Source organism: Aureisphaera sp., from assembly GCF_059726885.1.
The window spans coordinates 176,553-203,223 of the sequence record NZ_AP041051.1 but is presented as its reverse complement, the minus strand read 5'-3'; the positions used below and the strand labels follow the sequence as shown (position 1 = coordinate 203,223).

Here is a 26,671-nt window from a genome sequence, read left to right as displayed (position 1 = left end):
ATGAAAGAAGATTTTTACGATATACTGGGTATTTCCAAGAATGCTTCTGCATCCGAAATAAAGAAGGCATACCGAAAAAAGGCAATCGAATACCATCCGGATAAGAATCCTGGCGATTCCAAGGCCGAAGAAATGTTCAAAAAAGCAGCAGAGGCCTATGAGGTATTGAGCGATCCCGATAAGAAGGCACGATACGATCAGTATGGACACCAAGCCTTCGAAGGCGGTGGCTTTGGTGGCGGCGGAATGAATATGGATGATATCTTCAGTCAGTTTGGGGATATTTTTGGAAGTGCATTCGGCGGTGGAGGATTCGGCGGATTTGGCGGATTTGGTGGCGGTGGCCAACGACGGGTGAAAGGAAGCAATCTGCGTATTCGCGTAAAACTTACCTTAGAAGAGATTGCAAACGGTGTTGAGAAGAAGATTAAAGTTAAGCGAAAGAAAGTAGCGCCGGGAACTACGTATAAAACCTGTACTACCTGTAATGGTCATGGACAGGTAACCAAAATACAAAACACCATCTTAGGCCGTATGCAGACTTCCGCCACTTGTGGAACCTGTAGAGGGGCAGGGCAGATGTTAGACAATGCGCCATCTGGAACAGATTCCAGCGGGATGCTTTCACAAGAAGAAACAGTTTCCATCAAAATACCTGCTGGTGTGGTGGATGGAATGCAATTAAAAGTGTCCGGAAAAGGTAACGAAGCACCGGGAAATGGTATCGCAGGTGATTTATTGGTGGCCATCGAGGAATTGCCTCATGCTAACCTTCAAAGGGAAGGGGATAATCTCCATTATGACTTATATGTGAGTTTTTCCGAAGCGGCCTTAGGGACTTCGAAAGAGATAGAAACGGTAACTGGAAAAGTGCGAATTAAAATTGAAGCTGGGGCTCAAAGCGGAAAGATATTGCGATTGAGAAATAAAGGAATCCCCAGTATAAATGGATATGGTTCTGGAGATTTATTGGTGCACGTAAACGTTTGGACGCCAAAGACTCTCACCAAGGAACAACGCGAGTTTTTCGAGAAAATGAAAAATGATGACCATTTCGAACCCAAACCAGAAAAAGAGGATAAATCCTTTTTTGAGAAGGTAAAAGATATGTTTTCATAATCAGGCACTTTTAATTTATTTTACCTATATTTGAAAATCGCTAGTCTTAAAAGCGATAATTTTTCTTTTTCATAGCAATTTTTTTCCCACCCTTTGAGCAATCTGAGGGTGGGTTTTGTTTTTTGTGTGAGTCCCTATTAAATCTAAGGTTTGGGGTTAATTTTAATCGGGAAGCGTAACATTTTTGCTAGGATACCTACAAACATAATTATAAGAAGGAAACTCCTTTTTTCTAAAGAAGGTTTAAATATCTTTACCCTTTACAAATTTATCTATGGACAATCTACTTGTAGCCAATCAAGTTTCAAAATCGTTTGGTGCCTACCAAGCTCTTAACAATATTTCTATTGAAGTACCCAAAGGAAGTATTTTCGGCCTTTTAGGCCCAAATGGAGCCGGTAAAACCACGTTTATCAGAATCATTAATCAAATTACCATGCCCGATACGGGATCGGTAACCCTAGATGGTGAACCACTTCAGCCCCATCATATCCAGCATATTGGATATTTACCCGAGGAACGCGGACTGTATAAGTCTATGAAAGTCGGGGAACAGGCATTGTATTTGGCGCAATTAAAAGGGCTTTCAAAAGCGGAAGCCAAGAAACGCCTAAAGCATTGGTTCGAACGTTTAGAGATCGGGGATTGGTGGAACAAGAAGATACAAGAACTGTCTAAGGGTATGGCTCAGAAAATACAATTTGTGGTAACGGTACTTCATGAGCCTAAACTGCTTATTTTCGATGAACCCTTTAGTGGCTTCGATCCTATCAATGCTAATCTCATTAAAGATGAGATATTGAAACTTCGTGACGACGGGGCGACCGTAATTTTTTCAACACACCGTATGGAGTCTGTGGAAGAAATGTGCGATCATATTGCTTTAATTCATGAATCTAACAAAATACTGGATGGGAAGCTCATTGACATTAAACGGGAGTTTAAATCGAACACCTATGAAGTTGGCTTAGTGACCGATGCAAAAGATATTGTGTCCAGTGAATTGAAGGCAAATTTCGAAGTGATGCCTGCCAATTTTAAAACCATAAACGACGAACTTCAATACACGATCAAGGTCCCTAATGATAATGCCAATGACTTATTGGGCTATTTGACCCAAAAAGGACGCGTAACCCATTTTGTAGAGGTTATCCCCTCAGCGAACGACATTTTTATCCAAGCCGTACAGAACCACTAAAAAGCCCTCCATGAATCATCTTTCCCTCATAATAAAAAGAGAATACCTCACCAAAGTCAAGAACAAAGCGTTCATTATCATGACGTTTTTAAGTCCACTGATTATGGTTGCCCTTATCAGCTTGGTAGCTTATTTGTCGCAGTTAAACAATGATAAGGTGCGCACCATTTCGGTATTGGATGAAAGCGGATTATTTATCAATCAGTTTGAGAATGACGATGACTTGAAATTTGAGACATTGGCAACGGTTTCCTTGGATGAGGCCAAGAAAAATGCCCAAGAAAGTGAAGTATATGGTTTATTGCATATCCCTAACACCAAGGACATAGATTCCTTGGCCAAATCCATAACATTTTTCTCAGAGTCTTCCCCATCATTAGGGGTTTTAATGGATATTGAAAGGGCAGTACGCAAGAAAGCGAATACCTTGAAATTAGAAGCCAACAATATTGATGCAGCTCAGATAGATGCCCTTAGGGTAAATGTAGAAACACAATTAGAGACTTTTGATGGGCAGGAAACTTCCGAATTGGGATCGTTGCTAAAACTCATATTTGGAGGGATTTCTGGTTACTTGCTTTTTATGTTTATCATCATTTATGGCAATATGATCATGAGGAGCGTGATCGAGGAGAAAACCAGCCGAATTATCGAGGTCATTATTAGCTCGGTAAAGCCGATAAAATTGTTGTTGGGAAAAATAATAGGAACTTCATTGGCTGGGGTTACCCAGTTCGCGGTTTGGGTAATCTTGCTTAGCGTTCTTAGTTTTGTAGTAACACTCATATTTGGAATCGATCCAGCAGCAATGCAAGCCGATCAGATGCAAACAGTGGTCGAAGCCGGTGGATCTGATGCCAAAATCTATGAAGCAATTAGCGAGTTTCGAAAGCTACCCATCCTCAATTTGGTCATTATGTTCCTGTTGTTTTTTATTGGGGGATATTTGTTGTATGCTTCCTTGTATGCGGCTATAGGAGCTGCTGTAGATAGCGAGACCGACACCCAGCAATTTATGCTTCCTATTTTGTTGCCGCTCATACTTGCGGTATATGTGGGTGCATTTACAGTAATTGAAGATCCACATGGCACTGTATCCCAAGTGTTCTCATACATCCCACTTACCTCACCTGTAGTGATGCTTATGCGAATTCCATTTGGCGTTCCACTTTGGCAACAGATTCTTTCTGTAGTCATATTATTTGCTACCTTTATGGGTACCGTTTGGTTTGCCTCCAAGATTTATAGGGTTGGTATTTTAATGTACGGGAAAAAGGCAAGCTACAAAGAGATTATTAAGTGGCTTAAATACTAATTTGTGCAGGACGAAAACATCACCGACAAACTCTCGGATGTCGTAAAAGAGGATATTTGGGGAAATATTAAGGAAGTACTCAATTATGGTTTTCACTTCGGTAAAGAGGAGAATCAAATTCATATTACAATTGGTCTGCTCCTTCTTGTTGCCGTAGCCTACTTTGTTACACGATTCGTTTTAAAATGGATACGCAGGTTGTTCACCCGTAAGATGGATGAAACTGATAAACTGAAATTTTTCAGTTTTTTCAAATTCGTTCAATATGTGGTCTATATAATTGTGTTCTTTGCCATACTAAGCTTTGCTGGGGTAAACGTTACCCCTGTGCTTGCGGCATCGGCGGCCTTGTTGGTAGGTGTGGGGCTAGCCCTTCAGGAGATATTTCAGGATATTATAGGTGGCATATTAATCATGATAGATAAATCGCTTTTGGTGGGCGATATCATTGAGGTAGAAGGTCGTGTAGGACGTGTGTTCGATATAAAGCTTCGCACCACCCGTGCACTCACCAGGGATGATAAAGTAATTGTGATCCCCAATCACAAGTTTATTAGCGATTCTATTTTAAACTTTACCCAAAACCATAAGACGACCCGTGAATTCGTTGCTGTGGGTGTAGCTTATGGCAGTGATACAAAAAAAGTGAAAGAATTGCTGTTGCAAAGTGTGGCAGAGGATAGCCGAATATTAAAGGTGCCAAAGCCTTTTGTCTCTTTCGAAAACTTTGGAGATTCTTCCTTGGATTTCAGGATCAATTTCTTTGTGTCGGATAGCTTTATAGATCCGTATATAAAAAGTGATATTCGATTTAAGATCGATGCACTTTTCAGGGAGAACGATGTAACCATTCCGTTTCCACAGAGGGATATTCATATTATGTCCGGCAATATTTCAGCTACCGAAAAATAAAGTAATTCACATGCACACAATTTTATGCGCCTAAAGGAGTTTTAGTTTGTTCAACTACAAATTAATTGTACATTGCCGTCCTGCACCAGCGTTTTAAAATGATCTGCTTTTGATTTTTCCGAATTCTGTATTGAAAAGAATTTTTGCAATTCTTTGCCTTGTTATGATTTGTGCTTGTTCAGAAGCGTTTGGGCAAAACACAGATTTAGCTAGGGTTGAATACACCTATATACCCCAAGGGAAGTCCGAAAATTCGGTAAGTCGCTTCAGAACCTTTGTAAATGTGCCTTTCCGTTTAAATTGGGAAGGTAGTTACCTTATTGCTGGTTTTGAGTACCGAAATTTGGACTTAGATTTTGAAGATGCGGTACCATTCGAAACCACTCAATTGGATAGGTTTCAATTATTCAGGACTTCAGTATCCTATACCTTCAAAATGAAGAACAATTGGCGTTTTGCTGCCAAAGTGGGCGCCGAGCTCAACTCTAATTTTGAAACCGATAAAATAACCAATAGGGATATTAATTTCACCGGAGCGGCCTATTTGATTAGGGATCGATCCGGGGATTCCATAGCAAAGCCCGATCGCCTCATAATAGGTCTTAATTATGCTACCACCGCAGGAAGGCCTTTTCCGATTCCCGTTATAAACTACTATAAGAAGTTTAAGCCTAATTGGTCGTACTCCGTGGGAACGCCCAAAACAAATATCAAGTACTTTGCGGGAAAGAAACATGCCCTACAGGGATTCATTACCTTGGACGGATTCTTTTCAAACATTCAGAATAATTTGGTGATTCCCAAAACCGATGGATCTTCCGTTACAGGAGAAAATATTTCCATGACCTTGGTTTTTGGTGGATTGGGCTATGAATATTATTTCACGAAACACCTATTGTTCTATGCGTATGGAGGGTATACTGTGTTCAATGAAATACGTGTAAGGGATGGAAAAAGAAACAATTTGTACACGATAAATGATGCAAATACTTACTATCTTAGATCAGGAATAAAACTTAAAATTTAACTATGCCAAGAATACTTATTATAGAAGATGAAGCCGCCATTAGAAGGGTGCTTGTTAAGATTTTATCTGAAGAGAGCGATACCTATGAAGTATCTGAAGCTGAGGATGGTCTTGCAGGAATTGAAATCATTAAGAAAGAAGATTTCGATCTAATCCTTTGCGATATAAAAATGCCGAAAATGGATGGTGTGGAAGTATTGGAAGCAGTTAAGAAAATAAAACCCGAGGTTCCTGTCGTTATGATTTCCGGACATGGGGATCTGGACACAGCGGTAAATACAATGCGCTTGGGGGCGTTTGATTATATCTCGAAACCACCAGATTTAAACCGTTTACTGAATACGGTAAGAAATGCCCTGGATAGAAAGGAATTGGTTGTGGAAAATACCCGCCTAAAGAAAAAAGTGGGTAAGAAGTATGAAATGATTGGGGATTCCGATGCCATTACCCATATAAAGGAAATGATCGAAAAAGTGGCTCCGACCGAAGCAAGGGTTCTTATTACTGGACCCAATGGTACAGGAAAGGAGCTGGTAGCCCATTGGTTACATCAAAAGAGCGATCGATCTAAAGGACCCATGATCGAAGTAAATTGCGCTGCTATTCCCAGTGAACTTATAGAAAGTGAATTGTTTGGTCATGTAAAAGGCGCTTTTACCAGTGCCAACAAGGATAGGGCCGGTAAGTTTGAAGCAGCGAATGGTGGAACCATATTTTTAGATGAGGTAGGCGATATGAGCCTTTCCGCACAAGCTAAGGTGTTGAGGGCCCTTCAGGAAAACCGTGTACAGCGAGTGGGTAGCGACAAGGATATTAAGGTAGATGTTCGTGTGGTTGCTGCTACCAATAAGGACCTTAAAAAGGAAATAGAAGAGGGTAATTTTAGGGAAGACCTATACCATAGACTGGCAGTTATTCTGGTAAAGGTACCCGCCCTAAATGATCGCCGTGAAGACATTCCCTTATTAATAAAGTACTTCTGCAAGAAAATTGCGGATGAACACGGTACTGCCCAAAAGGATTTTTCAGACAAAGCCATAAAGCTATTGCAAGAATACGATTGGACAGGTAATATCCGTGAGTTGAGAAATGTGGTAGAGCGTCTCATCATTTTGGGTAACAGTGAAGTGACCGAAAGTGATGTGAAACTTTTTGCTACCAAATAGAACCAGGTTTATTCAAGAATACAATACGTTGAGTTATTCGCATTTCTCCATCGTATTCAATAACATCTGAACCATTTCTTCGGTTTTTTGTGCGTAAAAGAGCCGAGTAGCCTGAATCGTTTCTGTTTCTAGGATTTCTTCAGATCTATAAAAAGAACTTAATTTAGAATAATCCTCGGTAGGGCAATTCAGGGATTGTGTCACTTTTATAAGGGCCGACTTCAATTCGCTCAAGCTTGCTTCCGCCTCACTTTTTATGGTTAATTGTTGGGCCAATTTCTCCTTTTTTTCATTTTCAAGGCGCTGTTGCAATTCCTTTTGCTTCTTTATTTGTTCTTCGATTTTCTTCTGTTCCTCCATAAGACGCTTTTGCTGTGCAAGTAGCTGCTCTTCTTGGCTTAGTAGTGTTTCTTCTTCCTCGTTAATCGTAGACAATAATCCGTTCTCTCCACATTCATCCAATAAATTAAGGACGAGTTGAGAACTAACCTTTGCTTTACTTGCGTGATATCGGCTTCTTTCAAAAGTTTCCTTTTCCAATGCTTTCTCCAAATGTTCGAGTGCAATGTAAGATTCGTTTTCGGCTTCATTGCAACCACAATTTTTGAGCATGGCTTGCGAATTTTCCAAAGAGATTCTAGCCCTATCCGCATATTGTTTAATGTGGTCCAGGTTATTGGCTTCCATGGATTTTTTAACATGTTGGTAGCTTAAGGTTACTCCTTGATAGGCAACCTCACAATCATTAGTGTCTTTTGAAATAAACAACGAAAATATAGCTACAATTAGGGTAGTTGTAGTATTCATAGGCATTTTGGGGTTAAGTAGGTTATAACAATTTTACAACAAAAAATTGAAAAAGCCGAAATTTGTGAATAACTATATTGTTAAAAATCCGGAAAAAATAGTGGTGGCCCTCCGTTGTTTTTAACTTCAATTTATGCCGCTTAAGTGATGGGCGGCAATGATGGTTCAGATAATGTTTTCTATATTTAGCCTTCTTGAAAAATTACATATGCAAGCAATAAAAATATCTGACTACAAAGTGACTGCACCATTCCATACCAAGGGAAGCACTACCTATGTAGATTATGAAGCGTCCAAAAAGGAATTGGAAACGGCTTTGGAAGAAACCAGGGAGGAACTGGGCGAATTACAGGATACCTTGTATGCCCACGGTAAATATTCTGTTTTGGTCTGCCTTCAGGGCATGGATACTGCCGGAAAGGACAGTTTGGTTAGGGAAGTATTCAAGGACTTTAATGCACGGGGTGTGGTAGTCCATAGTTTCAAGGTGCCAACAGAACTGGAGCTTAAGCACGATTATTTGTGGCGACATTATATTGCATTGCCAGCTCGTGGAAAATTTGGGGTTTTCAATCGGACCCACTATGAAAATGTGTTGGTTACCCGAGTACACCCTGAATATATTTTAGGTGAAAATTTACCTGACGTGCATACGCTTTCAGACATAAATGATGAGTTTTGGAACAAGCGCTTTGAGCAGATCAATAATTTCGAAAAAACAATTGCCCAAAATGGAACACTCATATTCAAGTTTTTTCTGAACGTTTCAAAAGAGGAACAAAAGAATCGTCTAATTCGAAGATTGGAGAAAGCCAAAAAGCATTGGAAGTTTTCCCCTGGGGATATTGAAGAACGGAAATTGTGGGATTCCTATATGGATTGTTATGATGATCTTCTTAATAGGACATCGAAACCGCATGCCCCTTGGTACGCTATTCCTGCGGATAATAAACCAGCGGCACGTTTATTGGTTGCTACTATTTTGCTAGAAGAACTAAAACGGTACTCAGATATAAAAAATCCTGAGCTTGATCCTAAGATTAAAGCACGCCTAGAAGAATTTAAAAAACAATTGGAAAAAGAATAAAAGTATGCATAAGAGACTCCTTTTTTTAGGGTTACTATGTGTGGCATTCACATTAGACGGATACGCACAAAAGGTAAATGAACAAGACTCGTTAACCATTAGGAATATCTACGATATGGCTCTTCTTAATGGGAAAAGTTATGATTGGTTAGATCATCTATCAAATGAAATTGGCGGCAGGCTTTCGGGTTCTTTGGAAGCCGAGAAAGCTGTGCAGTATACAAAGGATGAATTGGAGAAATTAGGTTTGGACAAGGTATGGTTGCAGCCGGTGATGGTACCCAAATGGACGAGGGGATTTCCGGAGCACGCCTATATAGAAACGGCACCTGGGCTTAGTAAACAAGTAAATATTTGTGCCTTGGGAGGATCGGTAGCGACTTCCGCTTTGGGGCTTAAAGCAGAGGTGATTGAAGTGCAGGGAATTGATGATTTGAAGAATTATGGAAAGGAGCGAATAGAAGGGAAAATAGTTTTTTATAATAGGCCCATGCAGGCTAACTTAATCAGTACATTTCAATCCTACGGTGGCTGTGTAGATCAAAGATATGCGGGGGCAATGGAAGCCGCCAAATATGGTGCTGTAGGGGTCGTGGTAAGATCCATGAACCTACGTCAGGATGACTATCCGCATACGGGTTCTATGAGCTATGGCGATACCCCGGTTAATAAGCGTATCCCAGCATGTGCCATTAGTACCAACGATGCCGACTACTTGAGCAGGGCTTTGGGTTTAAAAGCGGATCTTCAATTTTATTTTAAACAGAATTGTAGGGTATACCCAGATGTGCAATCCTATAATGTAATCGGTGAAATTAAAGGGAGTGTCTATCCAGATAAATATATGATAGTTGGAGGGCATTTGGACTCCTGGGATCTAGGGGATGGATCTCATGATGACGGTGCTGGTTGTGTACAATCTATGGAGGTGCTTCGATTATTCAAGAAGATAAATTATAAACCCCGCCATACCATTCGGGTGGTGCTGTTTATGAATGAGGAAAATGGTTTGCGTGGTGGAAGAAAGTATGCAGAGGAAGCAAAGCTGAAACAGGAAGAGCATCTTTTCGCATTAGAAAGCGATGCGGGTGGTTTTACACCTAGGGGCTTCTCTTTCGATACCGATGAAGCTAATTTTGCACAGGTAAAAAGTTGGGAGCCGTTATTTAAACCGTACTTGATTCATTATTTTGAATTGGGTGGAAGTGGAGCCGATATTGGACCACTAAAAGACAGTAACATTGTATTATCAGGGCTACGTCCAGATTCACAGCGATATTTTGATCACCATCATGCAGCCAATGATACTTTTGATGCCGTAAACCGAAGGGAATTGGAACTTGGAGGGGCAACCATGGCTAGTTTGGTGTATTTGTTTGATAAATACGGAACAAAGTCGCCTATACAATCGGTTAAAAATTAAAGAATTAAGACTACCTCTCTATTATTTTAAATAAAGTTCCTGTAACCGTTGATTTCATTGGATTTTGTTAAAATTTGAGTAAACTTTTGTCGGCATACAATGGTAAACTATTATCGGGAATTACCTGCGGACTTTTATTTACTAAAACAATTCGTATATTTAGGTAAGCGAATTTACCACTAACCTATGTTATCATTTTCTTACATAAAAAGGTATGTTGCGGTCATAGTTTTACTATTAAGTTTAGTATCCGATGATCGTTTACTGGCTATGGAATTGAATTTGGAGGATGATGTTGCCTTAGAAATGGTCCAAGAGAAGGTAACCCCGTTTGTATTTCACCAAGAAATCGATCAGCGTTATTTTAGTAAAGATTCGCTTCAAGCATTCCGAGAAAAAGCCATTTATGCAGCAAAAAATAATGATGTTGAAAATGCACATCATTATGCCAAAATGTATGTAAAGTATTCCGGTGATACTTCCTTTTTGGAGTATAGTTATTTCAAACCATTTGAAACTACAAAGGAGTTTTCAGAGTTGCGCGGCTCTTATGCTATGGACTTGAATAGGACAAGTTTTTTCTACTTATTTGCGTCCATCATTGGGTTCTTTATCGGTATAGTTCTATTGCTAAAAAAGAATCAGGATCGGTGGTCATCCGTCTTGATAAGCCTTTTCATGCTTATTAATTCGGTATTTCTCTTCCATAACTTTTTGTATGAGACGAACCTGGTATTCAGTACCCCGCACATGCTGTATGTGTCCGCTTCCTATGCCTTTATTTATGGTCCGTTAATGTACCTTTATTTTAAAAGGATTACTTCTAACTATCGTTTTACTAAAAAGGACCTTTTGCATTTACTGCCTACGGTTGCTATTCTTGTGTTGCTTATGCCAATACTAATGTTATCCGGAGAGGAGAAATCAAGGATAATGTTTGGTGTGGGTATTATAGATAGGGAACCTTATCGTTTATATATTGTTTCTACTAAGTTTTTGTCATTACTTATTTATGGAGGATTGGTACTATATGGTTATCTAAAGACCAGAAAGAGAATGACAATTACGGTTCAAGCAAAGAAATGGATCCGAAACCTGGTTATTTTGACCAGTATTTATGTGGTTTCATATCTAATTCATGGTCTGAATATTACTGGATTGGTACCGCAAATGGATGTTTTCCTGAATTTACAGGTAATTTCAATGGCTCTAACGGTACTATATATAGGTTATGCCTCTTACGCTAGACCTAACTTGATTACAAGGGGATATGTCGAGCAGAAACAAAAGTATACCAAATCAGGTCTTACGCCAAGCTATTCCCTGGAGCTAAAAATTGAGTTGCTAAAATTAATGGAAGAAGAAAAAATTTATCGCCAAAACAATATGAGCCTTGCTATTATTGCAGATAGGCTTGGTACCACAAGGCATAATGCTTCACAGGTTATCAATGAGCATTTTGGTCTTAATTTCTTTGAACTAATAAATAAATATAGGATAGATGAGGCCAAGGAAATCCTGAAGAACGACAGGAACAAAAATCTTAATATTATTGACGTAGCCTATGAGGTTGGTTTCAACAACAAAGTAACCTTCAATAAATCCTTCAGAAAACAATTATCCGTTACGCCTTCGCAATACCTGAGCTCTTTACAGGTGTAAATTGAAGGTTAATTTTCTTCGGAAACGGTAAAGTAGGTGGGGATTGCCCTTCATCCTTTTAAAAATAGGTTGATTAGCTATAGAATAATTAAGCAACGAATAATTATTCTGGTAGATTAGTTCTTTTCATATAAGTTTAGTTGGTGTATGATTTGTTTGGCTAATTCATTCAGTTTGGTTGGTTTTTCGTTTTTACCAAACAAATCACCTAGCCCGTTCCGTTACTTCTTCGGAACGGGTTTCTTTTTGGTTGTGAATTACTAGCTAATAAATTGGTCAAAAACATCATGGTAGTTTCCTAAGGGCTTCATTACCTTTGTCAAAAACTAACCCCTTTGTTACAACAGTATACTAAGGAATTCTCGTATAACTTCAGATTGGCCAGCCCTGTCATCTTGGGAATGCTGGGTCATACACTTGTAGCATTTGTAGATAATATCATGGTAGGGCAATTGGGCACGGCAGAACTTGCGGCTGTGTCGCTGGGGAATAGTTTTATGTTTATCGCAATGTCATTGGGAATAGGCTTTTCTACTGCCATTACCCCATTGGTGGCCGAGGCGGATGGGGAAGGCAATGTGGTGTCTGGAAAATCCGCATTTAAACATGGTCTCTTTTTGTGTACCGTTCTTGGGATCGCACTTTTTCTATTGGTATTTTTTGCAAGGCCTTTGTTGTATTTCATGAGGCAGCCGGAAGAAGTAGTCGATTTGGCAATGCCTTATTTGACGTTGGTAGCGGCATCCTTGGTTCCCCTTATTGTTTTTCAAGCATTCAAACAGTGCAGCGATGGTTTGTCACTAACCAAGTATCCCATGTATGCTACCATTGCGGCCAATGTGGTAAACATTGTTTTGAACTATCTGTTCATTTTTGGAAAATTTGGGTTTCCACAACTGGGAATTGTAGGTGCTGCCATAGGCACATTGGCCTCTAGGCTTATTATGGTGGGTTACCTTTGGTATTTAATGTCCCAGCATTATAAAGCAAGGGAGTATGTGTTAAGAATAAAACTTTTTAGGCTAACCAAAAGAATGATCAACAAGCTGTTAAGTCTAGGGTTTCCATCAGCACTGCAAATGTTTTTTGAAGTGGCTATTTTTACAGCAGCTATTTGGCTTTCTGGAATTCTAGGTAAGAACCCACAGGCAGCCAATCAAATTGCTCTGAACCTTTCATCCATGACCTTTATGGTAGCTATGGGCTTCAGTGTAGCAGCGATGGTTAGGGTCGGCAATCAGAAAGGACTGAAAAGGTTTCGTGAGCTGAGACGCATCGCATTTTCCATTTTCTTGCTCACAACATTAAGTGCAGCAGTCTTTGCCACTATTTTCCTTTTGTTCAATAGCCAACTTCCTAAAATGTACCTAGATGAAACCGATCCGAAGAATTTGACGGATAATCTGCAGGTGCTTACTATTGCTTCCAAGTTATTATTGATTGCCGCCATATTTCAAATTAGTGACGCCATACAAGTGGTGGTATTGGGGGCATTAAGGGGTATGCAGGATGTTAAAATTCCAACACTATTTACCTTTATTGCCTATTGGGTAGTAGGATTTCCTATTTCTTACTATTTGAGTATGTATACCGAATATAAAAGTTCGGGAATTTGGATCGGACTTCTGGCTGGCCTTACCACTTCTGCTATTTTATTGTTTTTTAGGTTTCAACACCTTTCCAAAAGACTTATTACTTCCAACCAATAGTAGTACTGCTGTAATTATTGTTGGTATATGGCACGAATTCATCTTAAAAGATAAACGGTAACCCTTGCTTTATGAAGTGGGGCATAAGATGTTTTAATTTGATTCAGGATAGGGCTAATTTTAGGTTCACCAATACGCAAAAAAAAACAAGACCATGAAAAAAACAATTACATTAATAGCCGTACTCGCCCTAATTTCTGTGCACGGGCAAACATGGACAAATTACACGACTGCAGATGGATTGATAGAAGGAATCCCTTCCTCATTAATACAAGATACCAATGGTAATATCTGGACCACGGATTGGACGGTAAATACATCGCCGGGAATCGGTTATTTTGATGGTGTGGATTGGATAAGGGTTGGAACCGATGATGGGGCTCCTACGAATGCCATAGCAGATAGTTTTCAGGATTCCGATGGGAATTACTGGTTCACCACGTTCGATGAGATGGGGGTGAGCAAATTCGACGGTACGGATTGGACAAGCTATACGACTGCGGAGGGACTCGTGTCCAATACTATATGGGAAACATTTCAGGATAGTCAGGGGGATGTATGGTTCACCGGTCTAGGGATTAGCCAGTTCGATGGCACTACGTTTACCAATTATGATCTCATAAATGGAGAGGTGTTTTTTTCGGAAACCATGGTAGAGGATACCGTTGGAAACTATTGGTTTGCTAGTAGCTTGGGGCTTTTGAAGTTTGATGGGACCGATTGGGAAATTTTCACAAGCGCCGACGGCTTCTCAACAGATCGTCCGGGAGCATTGTTCTTAGATAGTAATGGCGACCTATGGGTAGCGAGTTATTTAAATGGTTCCGGAATCGACCGATTCGATGGAACCACTGTGACCAATTACACCTTTTCGGATGGAATAAACAATATTGATGTTCGATACTCCAATGCGATTGCCGAGGATAGTAACGGAATACTTTATTTCGGAACCAACTTCGGGATAGCGGTTTTTGATGGTACCGATTGGACTTCAATTGCCTTGTCGGACGGATTACCCTCGGAACAAGTACGCTCTATTATCGAGGATACCGAAGGTAATTTATGGATTACGACCTTTGCGGGTGTAAGCAAATATGATCCTACTTTGGGCATATTCGAGACGTTGAAAGAATCCTTTACGGTATATCCAAACCCTGCAAATGATGCACTGCACATAGGGTCTGGAGCTCAGATTGCTCAAGTTGAGGTATACTCAATTTTAGGGACAAAAGTGCTCGATAAAAAATATGTTGAGAATACCCCAATCGATGTCTCGAGTTTGGCAGCCGGCACCTATATAGTTAAAGTAAGCGATATAAACGATTTAGTAGGTTTCAAGAAAATCATTGTTCAATAGATAGATTGTATTTTTAAGTTTGTTATTGAAATCCCGAGCATTCCGCTCGGGATTTTGTATGAAATAAAAGCGTGTAATCATAAAAGCCAAAAAACGTAACTTGCAGCCATAAACAAGATGCACATGAAACTTCCAAAATTTATTCTCGGGGACAATACAGATTTTCCGAATGCTGTTTTTGTGATACATACCGAATTTCCGCGCTTTATCATTAACCTGGAGAATGATGAAATTGAATGGTTTGAAGAATTCGATCAACATGATCAGAAGGAATTAGAGACCGAAATGGAGAATTATGTTAATGAAGCCAGTGCATTTTATGATAGGGAAGTAGCACGATACGAAGATGCTTGAGGAATTGTTGAAATATGATTCTGAACTTTTTCTTTTTCTAAATCTTTTAGGGAATGAGTCTTGGGATGGTTTCTGGTTATTTATTACCGAAAAGTATTCTTCCATACCACTCTATTTGTTGTTACTTTATTTAATATATCGCAAGTGGGGATTGAAGACAACCCTAATCATTTTGGTAAGTATTGCATTGATGATTACTGCTACCGACCAATTGGCCAATTTGTTTAAATATGTCCTTTTTAAACGACCCAGACCTTGTCGTGTAGAAGATTTGAGGGAGGCAATGCGCTTCGTGGCTGATGGCTGTGGCCGATATGGCTATTTTTCTGCACACGCCGCCAGTTCTATGGCTGCTGCGGTGTTTTTAGGGCTTCTCTTAAAGAAGCAATGGAAGTACTGGCCATTTGTTTTGTTGTTTTGGGCTGTCGTAGTTGCCTATAGCAGGATATATATAGGCGTGCATTATCCATTAGATATTATTACAGGGATGTTCTTTGGGGGTTGCTTGGGTTGGGTGTTTTTCAAACTACAAGGATGGGCAAGAAATAAATGGATTCCCGTTCCTTCGTAGAATTAGTATTATTTTCTCGTAATTAAATATAAATCACGCCATAACCTGGGACGATGGGAGCGCTCTCCCGGTCCTTTCGGATTCATATCATACCGAGTTACTTTTTCAAATGAATGATTGGGAAACGACTGTTTAAACTCCTCTAAGTGCTCTTGTGCTACCAATAGTCCGAAGGAGTCTTCAGAAGGGATCTCAACAGTTCCATCTTGCTTCAACACTTTTATAGGTTTGCCATAGTCCCAGATAAGTTCTGGGGTAAAACCGGCATATTCGTAGACTGTATGATTGGTTTCTAGTTGCCAGGATTTCATTTGGGATAACCCCTTAAATTCTGGGTTTACGGTTAATGCCCTTGCCATGGGCATTCCAAAACACATAATAGACGCAATAAAAGCGATGGTTAGGAAAAAAACCGGGGCTATACGCTTTTTAAACAAATGTTTGAAAATGAAAATACCAATTACGAAAAGCAAAATCGAAAGCGATAGGAACCAAAACCATTTTCCATCGAGATTGTCCTTCAAAAAGAAATAACCGCCTATAGGAAAAATGACACCGATGGTAGCAATGAGTCCGAAGTTGAAATACACTGGAATGGTCTGCCGCTTGTCTTTAATTTCAGTAAAAGTTCTTATTAGGTACTCTACATAAAATGCAGTATTAATGGCCATAGGAATGAGGACGGGAAGAAGGTAGCGTGACTTCTTCTCTGGAATTATGGAAAGGAGAACCACCGATCCCATGGTCCAGAGGAAAGAGAACAAATAGGCTTTCTTGTCGAATACACGATTTCTCAAATATGGATATATTAATCCGATAAATGCAGGTAACGTCCACACGCCACTCTGTGTAAAGAAGCTCCAATAATAATAGAATGGGCGAACGTTGTAGCCTGTCCAATTACTGGTTTCTTTTTTGGTGATAGCGGCAACGGTTTCCGGATCGAAGGTATAGGTATACCAATGCCACCATCCGGACAACAACAATGAAACGATAAGAAATAGCACTAATGGCAGGATACGTTTTTTAAACCCTTTGTATTTATAAACAATACCAAAGGAAATAAGAAAAGGTAACAATAGGGCATAAAACGAAACTGGGCCTTTGCTCATAAACGAACACCCAAAAAAGACGGCTGCCCAGAGGACTCGTTGGTATTTTTTTTCTTCAGAAGTAAAGAATAGGTATAGTTGATAAATACATACCATCATAAACCCATGGGTATAAATATCCCAATTGGCATCCCGTCCAGCTGAGACGATATAAAATGAGGTTGCCATAATAAGGCCGGAAATAAATCCAAAGTATTTGTTTAGGGTAAGGCGCGTTACAAAACGGTAAGAGGTAACTATTAATAAGATTGCCATTAAGGCTGCAGGAAGTCTTAGTGCGATTATGTTTTTAAGCCCGAAGATGATCCCGAACAGGGCCGTAATCCAAGTAGGTAAAGGAGGTTTCTGATAACGCGGGTATCCATTTAGGGTTGTCAAGAGCCAATTACCATCTTGAATCATTTCCCTTGCCGTAATGAAGTTTCTTGCTTCCATTATATTAACATGGAGTACAGCTAGATTTGTTAGAAAAATAGCTGAGCAGGCCACCAAAAGCCAAATAAGGTATTTATTGCTGCTCCAATTCACGACGTTCCTTTTTACCGATAAAGATATTGCGAATATAAATGATCATCCCAGCTCCATGGCCTACAAAGAGTACAGGATCTTCCCTGAAAATGGCATAGGTTAGAATTAGGGAAGCTCCAAGCACACTTAATCGCCAGAATCCTATGGGCAATTGTGAAGTTTTGGTTTTTTCCGAATAAATCCACTGGTAGATAAACCGAAGTGTGAATAAAACCTGTCCAACAATCCCTAAAATAAGTAACCAATTCGGAATATCTGCGTTGTTGAATAATTGATAAATATCGTATTCCCCATTATTATATCCATAGGCTATAATCGCAACGGGAAATAACAATAGGAACCAACGAAACCAAAAGGGGGATTTCTGCCATTGTCCTTGTAATTGCAGGTTTCTTATATAGATGAAGTAGGTTAGGGATTGCCCCAGCATAATGGCGAAATCATCTCTTAGATAACCATAAACGAATAATAAAAATGAAGCTAGTAGGCTTAGTTTCCAGAATAGGGAAGGGGTAATGATTCTCTTGTTCTTTTCGGAGAGAATCCATTGCACCAACAAACGACCAGAAAAAAGGATTTGTGCCAAAAAGCCGATGCTATACACCATCCAATCGCTCATCCCTTATTCTTTACCCTATAATTGATGTACTTCTTTTTCATCCATAGGTAGGCAAAACAATCCATTAATGGACCCAATAGACGGTTCCAGAGCCCAAATTTGGCGGTTCCGGCAATTCTGGGAAAATGTTGTACGGGTACTTGTAGTACCTTTCCATTTTGCAGCAATATCATGGCTGGAAGAAACCTATGCAACCCTTTGAACATGGGGATCCTTTTAGCAAAGTCGGTCTTAATTACCTTTAATGGACAACCAGTGTCATCCATGCCATCATGCGTAAAGGCCCGTCGAATACCATTTGCGATTTTGGATGACATATTTTTTACGAAGGAATCTTTTCGGTTGGATCGTACACCCGTAACTAGGTCGTACTCCCCAATATGCTCCAATAATAAATTAAAATCGGAAGGAGCTGTTTGTAAGTCACTATCTATATAGCCCAATAATTCAGAGTCCACATGGTCGAAACCAGCTTTAATAGCAGCACTAAGCCCTCTATTTTCTTCAAACTGAATAAAATTAAATTCGGGATGACGTTGACAAATGCTTTCGATTAATACTTGGCTGTTATCCTTGGAGCCATCATTCACGAAGAGAATTCCTGTCTTTTTTGCGGCAATTTTAGTGTAGGCCAGCAATTCTTTTTCCACCCGCTCCAAATTGTCTTCTTCATTATAGACAGGGACAATGATGGTAAATTCGTACATGAGGGTATCCTTTTCGTTTCCTGCAAAAGTATTTCTTTTTTCAAGAATAAAACAGAAACCTAAAAAAGCCGTTATTTTGCATTGATAAATTTCGAATATGAAAGTATTGGTTACCGGTGCTGCCGGGTTTATAGGTTCCCATACATGTGAACGATTGCAAAGTCTAGGTCATTCGGTAATGGCCATAGATAATTTTTCCGATTACTATGATCGTTCCTTAAAGGAGTTGAATGCGAAAGAACTTTCAGCAAAAGAAATTAAAATTCAAAAAATAGATCTTCGAGAAGACGACCTAACGGATGTGGTTACTGAGGATTTGGATTTTATTTTTCACTTTGCAGCTCAACCGGGAATTTCGGTAAGTAGCACCTTTCCAGATTATTTCACAAATAATATTCTGGGAACACAACGTATTTTAGATGTAATCGAGGGTTTTGAAAAGAAACCATTCTTCGTGAATATCGCTACATCTTCCATTTACGGTTTGCATGCGACCATGGCCGAAGACGAAGCACCATTACCGGCCTCTTGGTATGGCGTAACCAAATTGGCGGCAGAGCAATTGGTGTTGGCATATGCCAGGAGAGGATTACTTTCATCTACTTCGTTGCGTTTGTACTCAGTTTATGGCCCAAGGGAACGCCCCGACAAATTATATACCCGACTTATTGATTGTGGCCTGAACGATAAACCCTTTCCCTTATATGAAGGAAGCGAGAAGCACCTAAGAAGCTTTACTTATGTGCAGGATATTGTAGATGGGATTGTGAGTGTGATGCACCATACGGATTCGTGCAATGGGGAAATTTTCAATTTGGGTACCGAAGAAGAGAATTCTACAGCAACGGGGATTGCAACTGTGGAGGCCATCTTAGGGAAGAAAATAACCATTGAGGCCAAACCACCAAGACCTGGTGACCAATCACGTACCAAGGCCGATATTAATAAAGCTCGGAAGGTGTTAAACTATAACCCGCAAACGGGACTTAGGGAAGGTTTAGAGGCTCAGGTAGCTTGGTTTAGGGATAACTTTACAAATTAAAATTAACGATATGCGGTTTACTTTACTTTTCGCTTTTGTTTCGTTGCTATGCATAAGTTGTGGTGACTTTGGGAAAATGGCAGAACTTGGGGAGATTTCGGAAAAATTTGAATCTGGAGATTTTTATGGCGCCAAGATAGATATGGAGGCGTACGTAGAGACAAACGATGACAATGAATATGCCTGGACCATTTTAGGGCATATTTATGAAAAACTGGATCAGGATTCATTGGCTTCAAAGTCTTATAAGAAAGCACTTCAATTAAAGCCGGAAATGGAGGAGGCCCTGACAGGAATGGGCATTGTTTCAAGGAAAAGCGGAGATTTCGAAAAAGCGACAAGCTATTACGAACGCGCCATTGAAATAAACCCAGAATACGCGCAAGCATATTCTAGCCTTGTTGCGATATACTTACAAAGTAAGGAATTTAATAAGGCCATAGAAGTAGGGGAAAAAAGCTATAGGTTAGACAAGAGTGATCCAGTCATTGCTGCCAATCTCTCCGTTGCATATCACTTTGCCGGAGACACCATAAACCGGGAAAAGTACTTTGATATTGCGCGTAAAATGAGGTATGCGAATATGGAAGCGCTTCGGGAACTTTTTGATGGTGAACTTACGCTTTTCGATTAATTCATTACCGAAAAAATTTGTTCAGCCGCCTCGAAAGGTGTGGTCTTGTTTTCACTAAGTAATTGAAGCTGCCTTTTAAGTTCTTCTTTCACTTTAGGATGACTGTAAAAATCACTTTTTAATTGAGATTCAATAGTCTGTAGCAGCCAAAATTTGTTTTGTTGGTTTCGTTTTTCCAAAAAATATCCGTTTTCCTTGGTAAGCTTGCAGTAGTCATCAATTACCTCTTTAACCGCATCAATTCCTTTGTGCTTAATAGCCGAACACGTAAGGGTTTTAGGTCTCCATAAACTGTCCTTGGTCGGATAGAGATGCAGGGCTCTGTTAAATTCCAATTTGGCTTGTTTGGCGGCTTTTTCGTTTTCACCATCTGCTTTATTAATCACAATGGTATCGGCCATTTCCATAATACCCCTTTTTATGCCTTGAAGTTCGTCACCTGCCCCTGCCAATTTTAATAGTAAAAAGAAGTCGGTCATGGAGTGAACCGCTGTCTCACTTTGTCCCACCCCTACAGTTTCAATAATGATATAATCATATCCTGCAGCCTCGCAAAGGATTACCGTTTCCCTTGTTTTTCTCGCCACACCACCCAGGGAATCCCCGCTTGCAGATGGACGAATAAAGGCATTAGGATTCTTGACGAGATCTTCCATTCGTGTTTTGTCCCCGAGGATACTTCCCCCACTAAGACTACTACTGGGATCTACAGCCAACACCGCTACTTTATGACCTGCCTTAGTCAATACAGAGCCAAACGCTTCGATAAAGGTGCTTTTGCCAACACCAGGCACGCCTGTTATTCCGATCCGAAAAGAGGCATTTGCATACGGTAGGCATGCCTCAATAATTTCCTTGGCTTCTTTCTGATGCTTTCGAGCCCTACTTTCTATACGGGTAATTGCTTGGCTTAGGGCAGTCTTATCTCCCGAGAGAATACCATCCACCAATTTTGCCACGGAAGGAATATTTTTGCGGTGGGATTTTAACTTTTCGGCAGCACTTTTGCTCAGGGATTCTGGAGGTGTTATACCTCCTTTTTCACTTAGTGCTCCCTTCATGGGTTTCTTGCCTGCCAAAATTGAGGTTGGTTTTAATTTATTGATATAGGTAATGGTACAGTCACATTATCCCAGGCTAACATCATGACTAAATCACCCGTTGGGGTTTCTAAAAGGTTAATGGCAAAGTTTTCCTGTACGGTAATACTTTGTGAAACGGTTGCCGTAGCAACCAACGCATCGTGTTCCGCTTCGCGCATGGCCTTGCCGTCCTGAAAGCGCACTCCCCAGCTATACATTTTATTGTTGAAAATAATTTGCCAGCTATCTTCATTGGGTATGGTCCATAAGCTATATTTTCCCGCAGGAAGGGTTTTTCCTTCTATGGTAAGGTCCTTATTGGTGGTAAAGGTGCTGGCTTCATTAGCTCCGGTACGCCATACTTCGCCATAGGGGACTAATTCACCGAAAATGGTACGTCCTTTTTTAGCTGGGCTACAGTAAAACACTTCAATGTTTGCCGTATCGTTTTCATAGGTTTCAACTACTTCTGGACTATGTTTTTTGGTACTGCTTTTCATGATGGGCCCCACCACAAAATAAAATAGGAGTGCAAGTACAATAAGGGCTCCGAGTATTTTAAGGGAAATCTTTACAAGTTTATTCATGACCGATGGGTTTTCAAAAGGAAAGGTAGTAAATTTAAATATTCTAAATTTTGTAACGCTGAAAATTTTCCATCGTCTTTAACCCGAACAGCAACCAAAAAACCATCAGTTTTGTCCACAACGTTATTAGTTGAGCAATGCAAAGAGCATAATCCAAAGGCACAATTGGCGCTTTATAAGCAGTATTGTGATGGGATGTTTATTGTGGCCCAGCGTTACATTAAGGACATTGCACAGGCTGAGGATGCGATGCAGGATGCTTTTATTAAGGCTTTTTCCAAATTGCATCAGTTCAAGGGGGACGTCACCTTTGGAGCTTGGCTTAAACGGATCGTGATCAATACCTGTCTCGATGCTATCAAAGCGCGAAAGATGGAATCACTTTCCATAAATGAAGAGGTTTTAACCATTACGGAGGATGAGGATTGGAGTGTTGCAGATGAGGTGACCGTAGCAGAGGTACACCGTGCCATCGAAAATCTAAAAGATCCGTATAGGTTGGTCGTACAGCTGTTTTTATTAGAGGGATACGACCATCAGGAGATTTCTGAAATCTTGGGGATTTCGGAAAGTGCCTCAAGAACAAATTTGTTCAGGGGCAAAAAACAGTTACAAGAACAATTAAAACACTTGCACTATGGCACAGGATATTAGAAAAATGATGCGGCAGGACCCGCCTGAGGGAGCTCGCCTTCCCAAGGGACATGAGACGCGCTTCGAAAGGAAAATGCAGGAGAACTTTTCAGGTAAAAAGGAGAAGAAATCGCTATTCCTTTGGATGAAGGTAGCCGCAGCCATTGTAGTGTTTCTTGGTGCAGGATATTGGTTCATGAATTCCGGGGACAACGGAGGCGAAGATCCTGGTTTAACGAAGACCAATCCTATAGAAACTCAGGTTGAAACGGGTATCACACTGGGAGATATTTCACCAGAGTTAAAAAAAGTACAGGATTTTTATCAGAACGGAATCCAATTACAACTGGCATCGCTGGGTGAGGATAACGACAATAAGGAATTAATCGACGGTTATAAAAAACGATTGGCCGAACTGGATAAGGAGTATGAGCGCCTTAACAAGGAACTCAACGAAGTTGGGCCTACAGAAGCAACCATCAACGCTCTTATCGATAATTTGAAATTACGTTTGGAATTGCTGTTCAAACTTAAAAACAAATTAAAAGAACTTAAACAATTGGAAAATGAACAGTTTAATGAAATTAGTGCGTAAGACGGTATTTGCCGTGCTCTTAATGAGCTTTGCGGTAATGACCGCGCAGACTAAGTCTGTGGAGCAGTTTAATGTTGGGAATGATGTCTTGGTGTCTGTAAACACCTCCCATACCAACATTGTTTTCGAGACTTGGAATAAAGATGTCGTAGAAGTAGAAGCTTTTATAGACGACGAAAGCCTTTCCGAAGAAGAGAAGAGAATAGTATTCGAAAAATGGAATTTGAAGGTGCTAGGCAATAGTAAAGAAGTTGTAATCACTTCTAACGAAGGAAGCCTTTGGGGCGGAATTGAATCTATGGGTAGCTTGAAAGTACTCGACCGAATGAAAAGCCTAGAGTCTTTGAAACACTTGGAAGGCCTTAAGGAAATTAAAATGAGCCCCCTATTTGATGCCTTGGGTGATATGGAATTTAATATAGCCATACCCGATGTGCCTGAATTGGAAAAAATGCCTAGATGGCCTTTTAATGGAGAACGTCCAAACTTTAAGGACGGCAATGAGTACAGTTATTATTCTGACCATAATAAAAGATCCCAGGTGTTCGATCGTGGTGAGTATAGAAAAAACAAGCAGCGATATGTGAGCAAACTCAATGATAAGTTTAATAGTAATGTTACTGTTGGAGAAGTAGATGATTGGTTGGACGAAGTAGAAGATTGGAAGAAAAACATCGAAGATGTAATGGAAGACTGGGGCGAAGAGTTTGGCAACAGTATCGAGCTGAAATTTGGTGAAGACTTCGAAAAGGACATGGAGAAATGGGGTGAGGAGTTTGGAAAAAGCATGGAAGAATGGGGCGAGGAGTTCGGAAAGGATATGGAAAAATGGGGCGAGGAGTTTGGAAAAGATATGGAGAAGTGGGCTGAGCAATTCGAAAAGGATGCCGAAAAGTGGGCCGAACAGTTTGATGGTTATGATAATCAAGTGATTACATCTCCAACTGGCGATAAAACCATTATCATTAACGGAAATAGAAATGGACTTTTCGATGAGCCTGTAAAGGCAAAGAAAACCATTATCATACGCATGCCCAAGAACACCCGTACCGATATTAACGTACGTCATGGTGAAGTGAAAATGACAGATGTTTATAACGTAAAGGCCAATTTGGATTATAGTACATTAACAGCAAATAGCATTGATGGGGGTAACACCCTCATTAATGCTTCCTATGCTCCCGTATATGTAAATAACTGGATAGATGGTATGCTTGACCTTAAATACGTGGATGATTGTAAATTGAACGAAGTGCATTCCATTAACCTTCAGGCCAATTCCAGTAATGTGAACGTGAATTCCATTGTGGACAAGGCTTTTTTATCGGGTTCTTTTGGTAATTTGTACGTGAAGGAGATCAATCCCAGCTTTAGTAATGTCGATATTGTACTTGAGAATACCGATGCCTATCTGGATTTGCCCAGCAGCTCCTTTACGTTTCAATATTCAGGTAAGAAATCTAGGTTCGAAAGCCCTGCTTCCATCGAAATAACTTCCAAGAATAAAAATACAAGCCATACCATGCTGAAAGGCTACAAAGGCTCTAACGGAAGTTCTCGCTCGGTTACGATTAATGCATCGTATAGCAACGTTCGTTTTAATAATTAATTAGAAGCACAATTCAATAGGCCTATCAGAAAAAATAGTACTCCCTAAAGTACAGCAAATACCCACTTTATTGATATCATTGATTGAATCGCTGTATTCCTTCCTATTCTTTCTCTCACTTTGTTCTTTCTGAAATAAAAAAACTGCTTCAGAAAGCCCTTCCAAAGCAGTTTAACATTTCACAATATATAGATTAAGCGTCCTTGTTTAGTTTTTTAGTGGCATAGAATCCCGTGAACAATCCCAGTCCTGCCATGAAGAAGATAACACCTGGACGGGCCACATCTTCATCCATACCGAAGCCTTGTACAAATCCTTCGGCTATTAATGTCCCCAGTCCAATACCCATAAGGAGGAATGCCAGGTTAATAACGATAACCTTCCAAATAGGAGTGATTCTTTTATTCTTTCCGTAGAAAATGGAGGCCTCCGCACCTTTTTCGATAAGGGCCAATCGCTCTTTGTTACGGGCAGAAATGTATAAATAAAATATTCCGAAGATGACCCCAAACATGATTGGGATAATAATGATTTCTGGATTTTCCATATAAATTGTTTTTTAATTGATTATTATTTGTTCGCCCTTATGACGATACTCAAAAAAGATTGGTTACACTTTCCGTTAATTTTTTTTAAGTTGAAGGATGTAACCAAATAACCAAAGTAAACGTCTTAGGATAAAATGACGGCTAACACTGACCAATACCTGATCGAGCAAATCAAGCTAGGGGATACCCGAGCATTTGCTACCTTGGTAGAACGATACAAAGAGTATGTGTTCACCATTGTCATTCGCGTGGTAAAGGTTCGTGAAGAGGCCGAAGAAGTAGCTCAGGATACTTTTATTAAGGCATATGAGTCATTGGAGAGCTTTCGAGGCGAGTCCAAGTTTTCAAGCTGGCTTTATAGTATAGCCTACAGAAAGGCGTTGGATAGGGTACGAAAGAATAAGCGACAGCAAACCACAAATTTGTTGGAGGAAATCACCGAGGGCGATGCCGGAGCTATAGACAATGCCCTGCAATTGATGGAATCGAAGGAAAGAAAGGAAAAAATAAGACAATGTATCATGCAATTGCCAGAAATAGACGCCACGTTGATTACCCTATATTATTTTGAAGACCAAAGTGTCAAGGAAATAGCAGGGGTGATCGATTTAAGCGAAGATAATATTAAAATAAGGCTCTATAGGAGTCGTAAAAAATTATTTACCTTGTTGCAAGGTTATATTCAACCCAAAATTGCATAGTAGTATGGACAAGCTATCTAGAAAGGAAGAAGAAATTATTAAGAAATGGATGGGCGAAGTGGGAGTAGAGACACCGTCCCCAGGGTTTACCGATCGTATCATGCAATCGATCGAGAAGGAAAAAACAGTTCTTAAACCGTATGTGCCTCTCATTAGTAAAAAGGGATGGCTCATAGTAGCTTTGCTATTTGTATTGAGCATGGTATTGCTTTATTTCTTTCCCATCGGAGGAGCGGGTTATTTAAATGAAATTTCCGTTGAAAGGCCGAAATTTGAAAATCTCTTCAGCAGTATAGAACTTTCTAAGACCGCTATGTATGCTATTGGGATGCTTGCATTATTCTTGGTACAATTACCATTTTTAAAATCGTTAATCAACAAGCAGTACTCATAGCGTAAAAAGATAACAACAAGAACCGGAGTTTCTTAGTTACTGTACTTGCCCTTATAGCATGTGTCACCCCTTTTTTGAAATTCAATAGTTTGCTCACAGGAAAGGGGATACTACCTAATTCATATCAAATAATTGGTAATTCACTGAATATTAGTTTAAAAAAGCTGTTTTTG

The 26,671-nt window shown here is 40.0% G+C and carries 27 protein-coding genes; 20 read left to right on the top strand and 7 right to left on the bottom strand.

Translation table 11 applies throughout. The annotated features are described in order from the left end of the window. The 6 genes from dnaJ (at position 1) to AC6JAD_RS00945 (ending at position 6,737) form a co-directional block, all read left to right on the top strand. The gene (dnaJ, locus tag AC6JAD_RS00970) at positions 1-1,119 is read left to right on the top strand and encodes a molecular chaperone DnaJ (RefSeq protein WP_461304163.1); all 1,119 of its coding nucleotides are present in this window, start codon (positions 1-3) and stop codon (positions 1,117-1,119) included. Between the two features lie 274 nt (positions 1,120-1,393). Continuing rightward, positions 1,394-2,317, top strand: coding sequence for an ABC transporter ATP-binding protein (locus AC6JAD_RS00965; RefSeq protein ID WP_461304162.1), 924 nt, complete (start codon positions 1,394-1,396; stop codon positions 2,315-2,317). 10 nt (positions 2,318-2,327) lie between these two features. Next, positions 2,328-3,632: an ABC transporter permease gene (locus tag AC6JAD_RS00960; RefSeq protein WP_461304161.1), complete on the top strand. Its 1,305-nt coding sequence runs from the start codon at positions 2,328-2,330 to the stop codon at positions 3,630-3,632. A gap of 3 nt (positions 3,633-3,635) precedes the next feature. Further along, a complete protein-coding gene (locus tag AC6JAD_RS00955) occupies positions 3,636-4,544 on the top strand; it encodes a mechanosensitive ion channel family protein (protein ID WP_461304160.1) in 909 nt (302 codons plus the stop codon). Positions 4,545-4,707: 163 nt separating this feature from the next. Continuing rightward, positions 4,708-5,571, top strand: coding sequence for a DUF6268 family outer membrane beta-barrel protein (locus AC6JAD_RS00950; protein WP_461304159.1), 864 nt, complete (start codon positions 4,708-4,710; stop codon positions 5,569-5,571). 2 nt (positions 5,572-5,573) lie between these two features. Beyond that, a complete protein-coding gene (locus AC6JAD_RS00945; protein ID WP_461304158.1) occupies positions 5,574-6,737 on the top strand; it encodes a sigma-54-dependent transcriptional regulator in 1,164 nt (387 codons plus the stop codon). Positions 6,738-6,770: 33 nt separating this feature from the next. Here the strand turns inward: AC6JAD_RS00945 and AC6JAD_RS00940 are convergent, their stop codons facing one another. After that, entirely contained in the window at positions 6,771-7,544 is a 774-nt protein-coding gene (locus AC6JAD_RS00940; RefSeq protein WP_461304157.1) for a hypothetical protein, read from the bottom strand. 208 nt (positions 7,545-7,752) lie between these two features. Here AC6JAD_RS00940 and AC6JAD_RS00935 point away from each other — a divergent pair, with 208 nt between their 5' ends. The 7 genes from AC6JAD_RS00935 to AC6JAD_RS00905 all read left to right on the top strand — a co-directional run bounded on the left by AC6JAD_RS00935 (position 7,753) and on the right by AC6JAD_RS00905 (position 15,707). Beyond that, positions 7,753-8,631 carry a PPK2 family polyphosphate kinase gene (locus AC6JAD_RS00935; RefSeq protein ID WP_461304156.1) on the top strand — a complete coding sequence of 293 codons (879 nt, stop codon included), beginning with the start codon at positions 7,753-7,755 and terminating at the stop codon, positions 8,629-8,631. A 4-nt stretch (positions 8,632-8,635) separates the two neighbouring features. Next, on the top strand, positions 8,636-10,054 hold the full coding sequence (locus AC6JAD_RS00930; RefSeq protein ID WP_461304155.1) for a M20/M25/M40 family metallo-hydrolase: 1,419 nt from the start codon (positions 8,636-8,638) through the stop codon (positions 10,052-10,054). Positions 10,055-10,240: 186 nt separating this feature from the next. Beyond that, a complete protein-coding gene (locus tag AC6JAD_RS00925) occupies positions 10,241-11,716 on the top strand; it encodes a helix-turn-helix domain-containing protein (RefSeq protein ID WP_461304154.1) in 1,476 nt (491 codons plus the stop codon). Positions 11,717-12,051: 335 nt separating this feature from the next. Continuing rightward, positions 12,052-13,425 (top strand): MATE family efflux transporter, encoded by a 1,374-nt coding sequence (locus tag AC6JAD_RS00920; protein ID WP_461304153.1) that lies wholly within the window; start codon positions 12,052-12,054, stop codon positions 13,423-13,425. A gap of 154 nt (positions 13,426-13,579) precedes the next feature. Further along, the gene (locus tag AC6JAD_RS00915; RefSeq protein WP_461304152.1) at positions 13,580-14,782 is read left to right on the top strand and encodes a Periplasmic ligand-binding sensor domain-containing protein; all 1,203 of its coding nucleotides are present in this window, start codon (positions 13,580-13,582) and stop codon (positions 14,780-14,782) included. A 123-nt stretch (positions 14,783-14,905) separates the two neighbouring features. After that, the gene (locus AC6JAD_RS00910; protein ID WP_461304151.1) at positions 14,906-15,136 is read left to right on the top strand and encodes a DUF8828 family protein; all 231 of its coding nucleotides are present in this window, start codon (positions 14,906-14,908) and stop codon (positions 15,134-15,136) included. 151 nt (positions 15,137-15,287) lie between these two features. After that, positions 15,288-15,707: a phosphatase PAP2 family protein gene (locus tag AC6JAD_RS00905; protein ID WP_461304150.1), complete on the top strand. Its 420-nt coding sequence runs from the start codon at positions 15,288-15,290 to the stop codon at positions 15,705-15,707. Between the two features lie 8 nt (positions 15,708-15,715). On the opposite strand, the gene AC6JAD_RS00900 is transcribed toward AC6JAD_RS00905, so the two are convergent. The 3 genes from AC6JAD_RS00900 to AC6JAD_RS00890 form a co-directional block, all read right to left on the bottom strand. Continuing rightward, positions 15,716-17,254 (bottom strand): ArnT family glycosyltransferase, encoded by a 1,539-nt coding sequence (locus tag AC6JAD_RS00900; protein ID WP_461304149.1) that lies wholly within the window; start codon positions 17,252-17,254, stop codon positions 15,716-15,718. A gap of 73 nt (positions 17,255-17,327) precedes the next feature. Next, the gene (locus AC6JAD_RS00895) at positions 17,328-17,966 is read right to left on the bottom strand and encodes a lipid-A-disaccharide synthase N-terminal domain-containing protein (RefSeq protein ID WP_461304148.1); all 639 of its coding nucleotides are present in this window, start codon (positions 17,964-17,966) and stop codon (positions 17,328-17,330) included. Then, complete coding sequence (locus AC6JAD_RS00890; protein ID WP_461304147.1) at positions 17,963-18,673, bottom strand: glycosyltransferase family 2 protein; 711 nt, start codon at positions 18,671-18,673, stop codon at positions 17,963-17,965. The genes AC6JAD_RS00895 and AC6JAD_RS00890 overlap by 4 nt, the downstream gene beginning before the upstream one ends. 97 nt (positions 18,674-18,770) lie before the next feature. Here AC6JAD_RS00890 and AC6JAD_RS00885 point away from each other — a divergent pair, with 97 nt between their 5' ends. After that, positions 18,771-19,715: an NAD-dependent epimerase/dehydratase family protein gene (locus tag AC6JAD_RS00885; RefSeq protein WP_461304146.1), complete on the top strand. Its 945-nt coding sequence runs from the start codon at positions 18,771-18,773 to the stop codon at positions 19,713-19,715. Positions 19,716-19,725: 10 nt separating this feature from the next. Then, positions 19,726-20,349 carry a tetratricopeptide repeat protein gene (locus tag AC6JAD_RS00880; RefSeq protein WP_461304145.1) on the top strand — a complete coding sequence of 208 codons (624 nt, stop codon included), beginning with the start codon at positions 19,726-19,728 and terminating at the stop codon, positions 20,347-20,349. Here AC6JAD_RS00880 and meaB read toward each other — a convergent pair. Together meaB and AC6JAD_RS00870 are read right to left on the bottom strand one after the other, a co-directional pair. Beyond that, positions 20,346-21,410 (bottom strand): methylmalonyl Co-A mutase-associated GTPase MeaB, encoded by a 1,065-nt coding sequence (gene meaB / locus AC6JAD_RS00875; protein ID WP_461304144.1) that lies wholly within the window; start codon positions 21,408-21,410, stop codon positions 20,346-20,348. The two genes, AC6JAD_RS00880 and meaB, sit on opposite strands and share 4 nt — an antisense overlap. Before the next feature lie 32 nt (positions 21,411-21,442). Continuing rightward, the gene (locus tag AC6JAD_RS00870) at positions 21,443-22,018 is read right to left on the bottom strand and encodes a DUF2911 domain-containing protein (RefSeq protein WP_461304143.1); all 576 of its coding nucleotides are present in this window, start codon (positions 22,016-22,018) and stop codon (positions 21,443-21,445) included. A 111-nt stretch (positions 22,019-22,129) separates the two neighbouring features. Between AC6JAD_RS00870 and AC6JAD_RS00865 the strand changes: the two genes are divergently transcribed. Genes AC6JAD_RS00865 through AC6JAD_RS00855 form a run of 3 tightly spaced genes read left to right on the top strand, consistent with a single transcriptional unit; the run spans position 22,130 to position 24,855 of the window. Beyond that, positions 22,130-22,672, top strand: a complete 543-nt coding sequence (locus AC6JAD_RS00865) for an RNA polymerase sigma factor (protein ID WP_461304142.1) — start codon at positions 22,130-22,132, stop codon at positions 22,670-22,672. Then, a complete protein-coding gene (locus AC6JAD_RS00860; protein WP_461304141.1) occupies positions 22,656-23,246 on the top strand; it encodes a hypothetical protein in 591 nt (196 codons plus the stop codon). The genes AC6JAD_RS00865 and AC6JAD_RS00860 overlap by 17 nt, the downstream gene beginning before the upstream one ends. After that, the gene (locus AC6JAD_RS00855; RefSeq protein WP_461304140.1) at positions 23,230-24,855 is read left to right on the top strand and encodes a YggN family protein; all 1,626 of its coding nucleotides are present in this window, start codon (positions 23,230-23,232) and stop codon (positions 24,853-24,855) included. The genes AC6JAD_RS00860 and AC6JAD_RS00855 overlap by 17 nt, the downstream gene beginning before the upstream one ends. Before the next feature lie 193 nt (positions 24,856-25,048). Here the strand turns inward: AC6JAD_RS00855 and AC6JAD_RS00850 are convergent, their stop codons facing one another. Continuing rightward, positions 25,049-25,402, bottom strand: coding sequence for a DUF6249 domain-containing protein (locus tag AC6JAD_RS00850; protein WP_461304139.1), 354 nt, complete (start codon positions 25,400-25,402; stop codon positions 25,049-25,051). Between the two features lie 135 nt (positions 25,403-25,537). Here AC6JAD_RS00850 and AC6JAD_RS00845 point away from each other — a divergent pair, with 135 nt between their 5' ends. Beyond that, entirely contained in the window at positions 25,538-26,104 is a 567-nt protein-coding gene (locus tag AC6JAD_RS00845) for an RNA polymerase sigma factor (RefSeq protein ID WP_461304138.1), read from the top strand. Positions 26,105-26,108: 4 nt separating this feature from the next. Next, positions 26,109-26,498 (top strand): hypothetical protein, encoded by a 390-nt coding sequence (locus tag AC6JAD_RS00840; protein ID WP_461304137.1) that lies wholly within the window; start codon positions 26,109-26,111, stop codon positions 26,496-26,498. Positions 26,499-26,671: the final 173 nt, after the last annotated feature.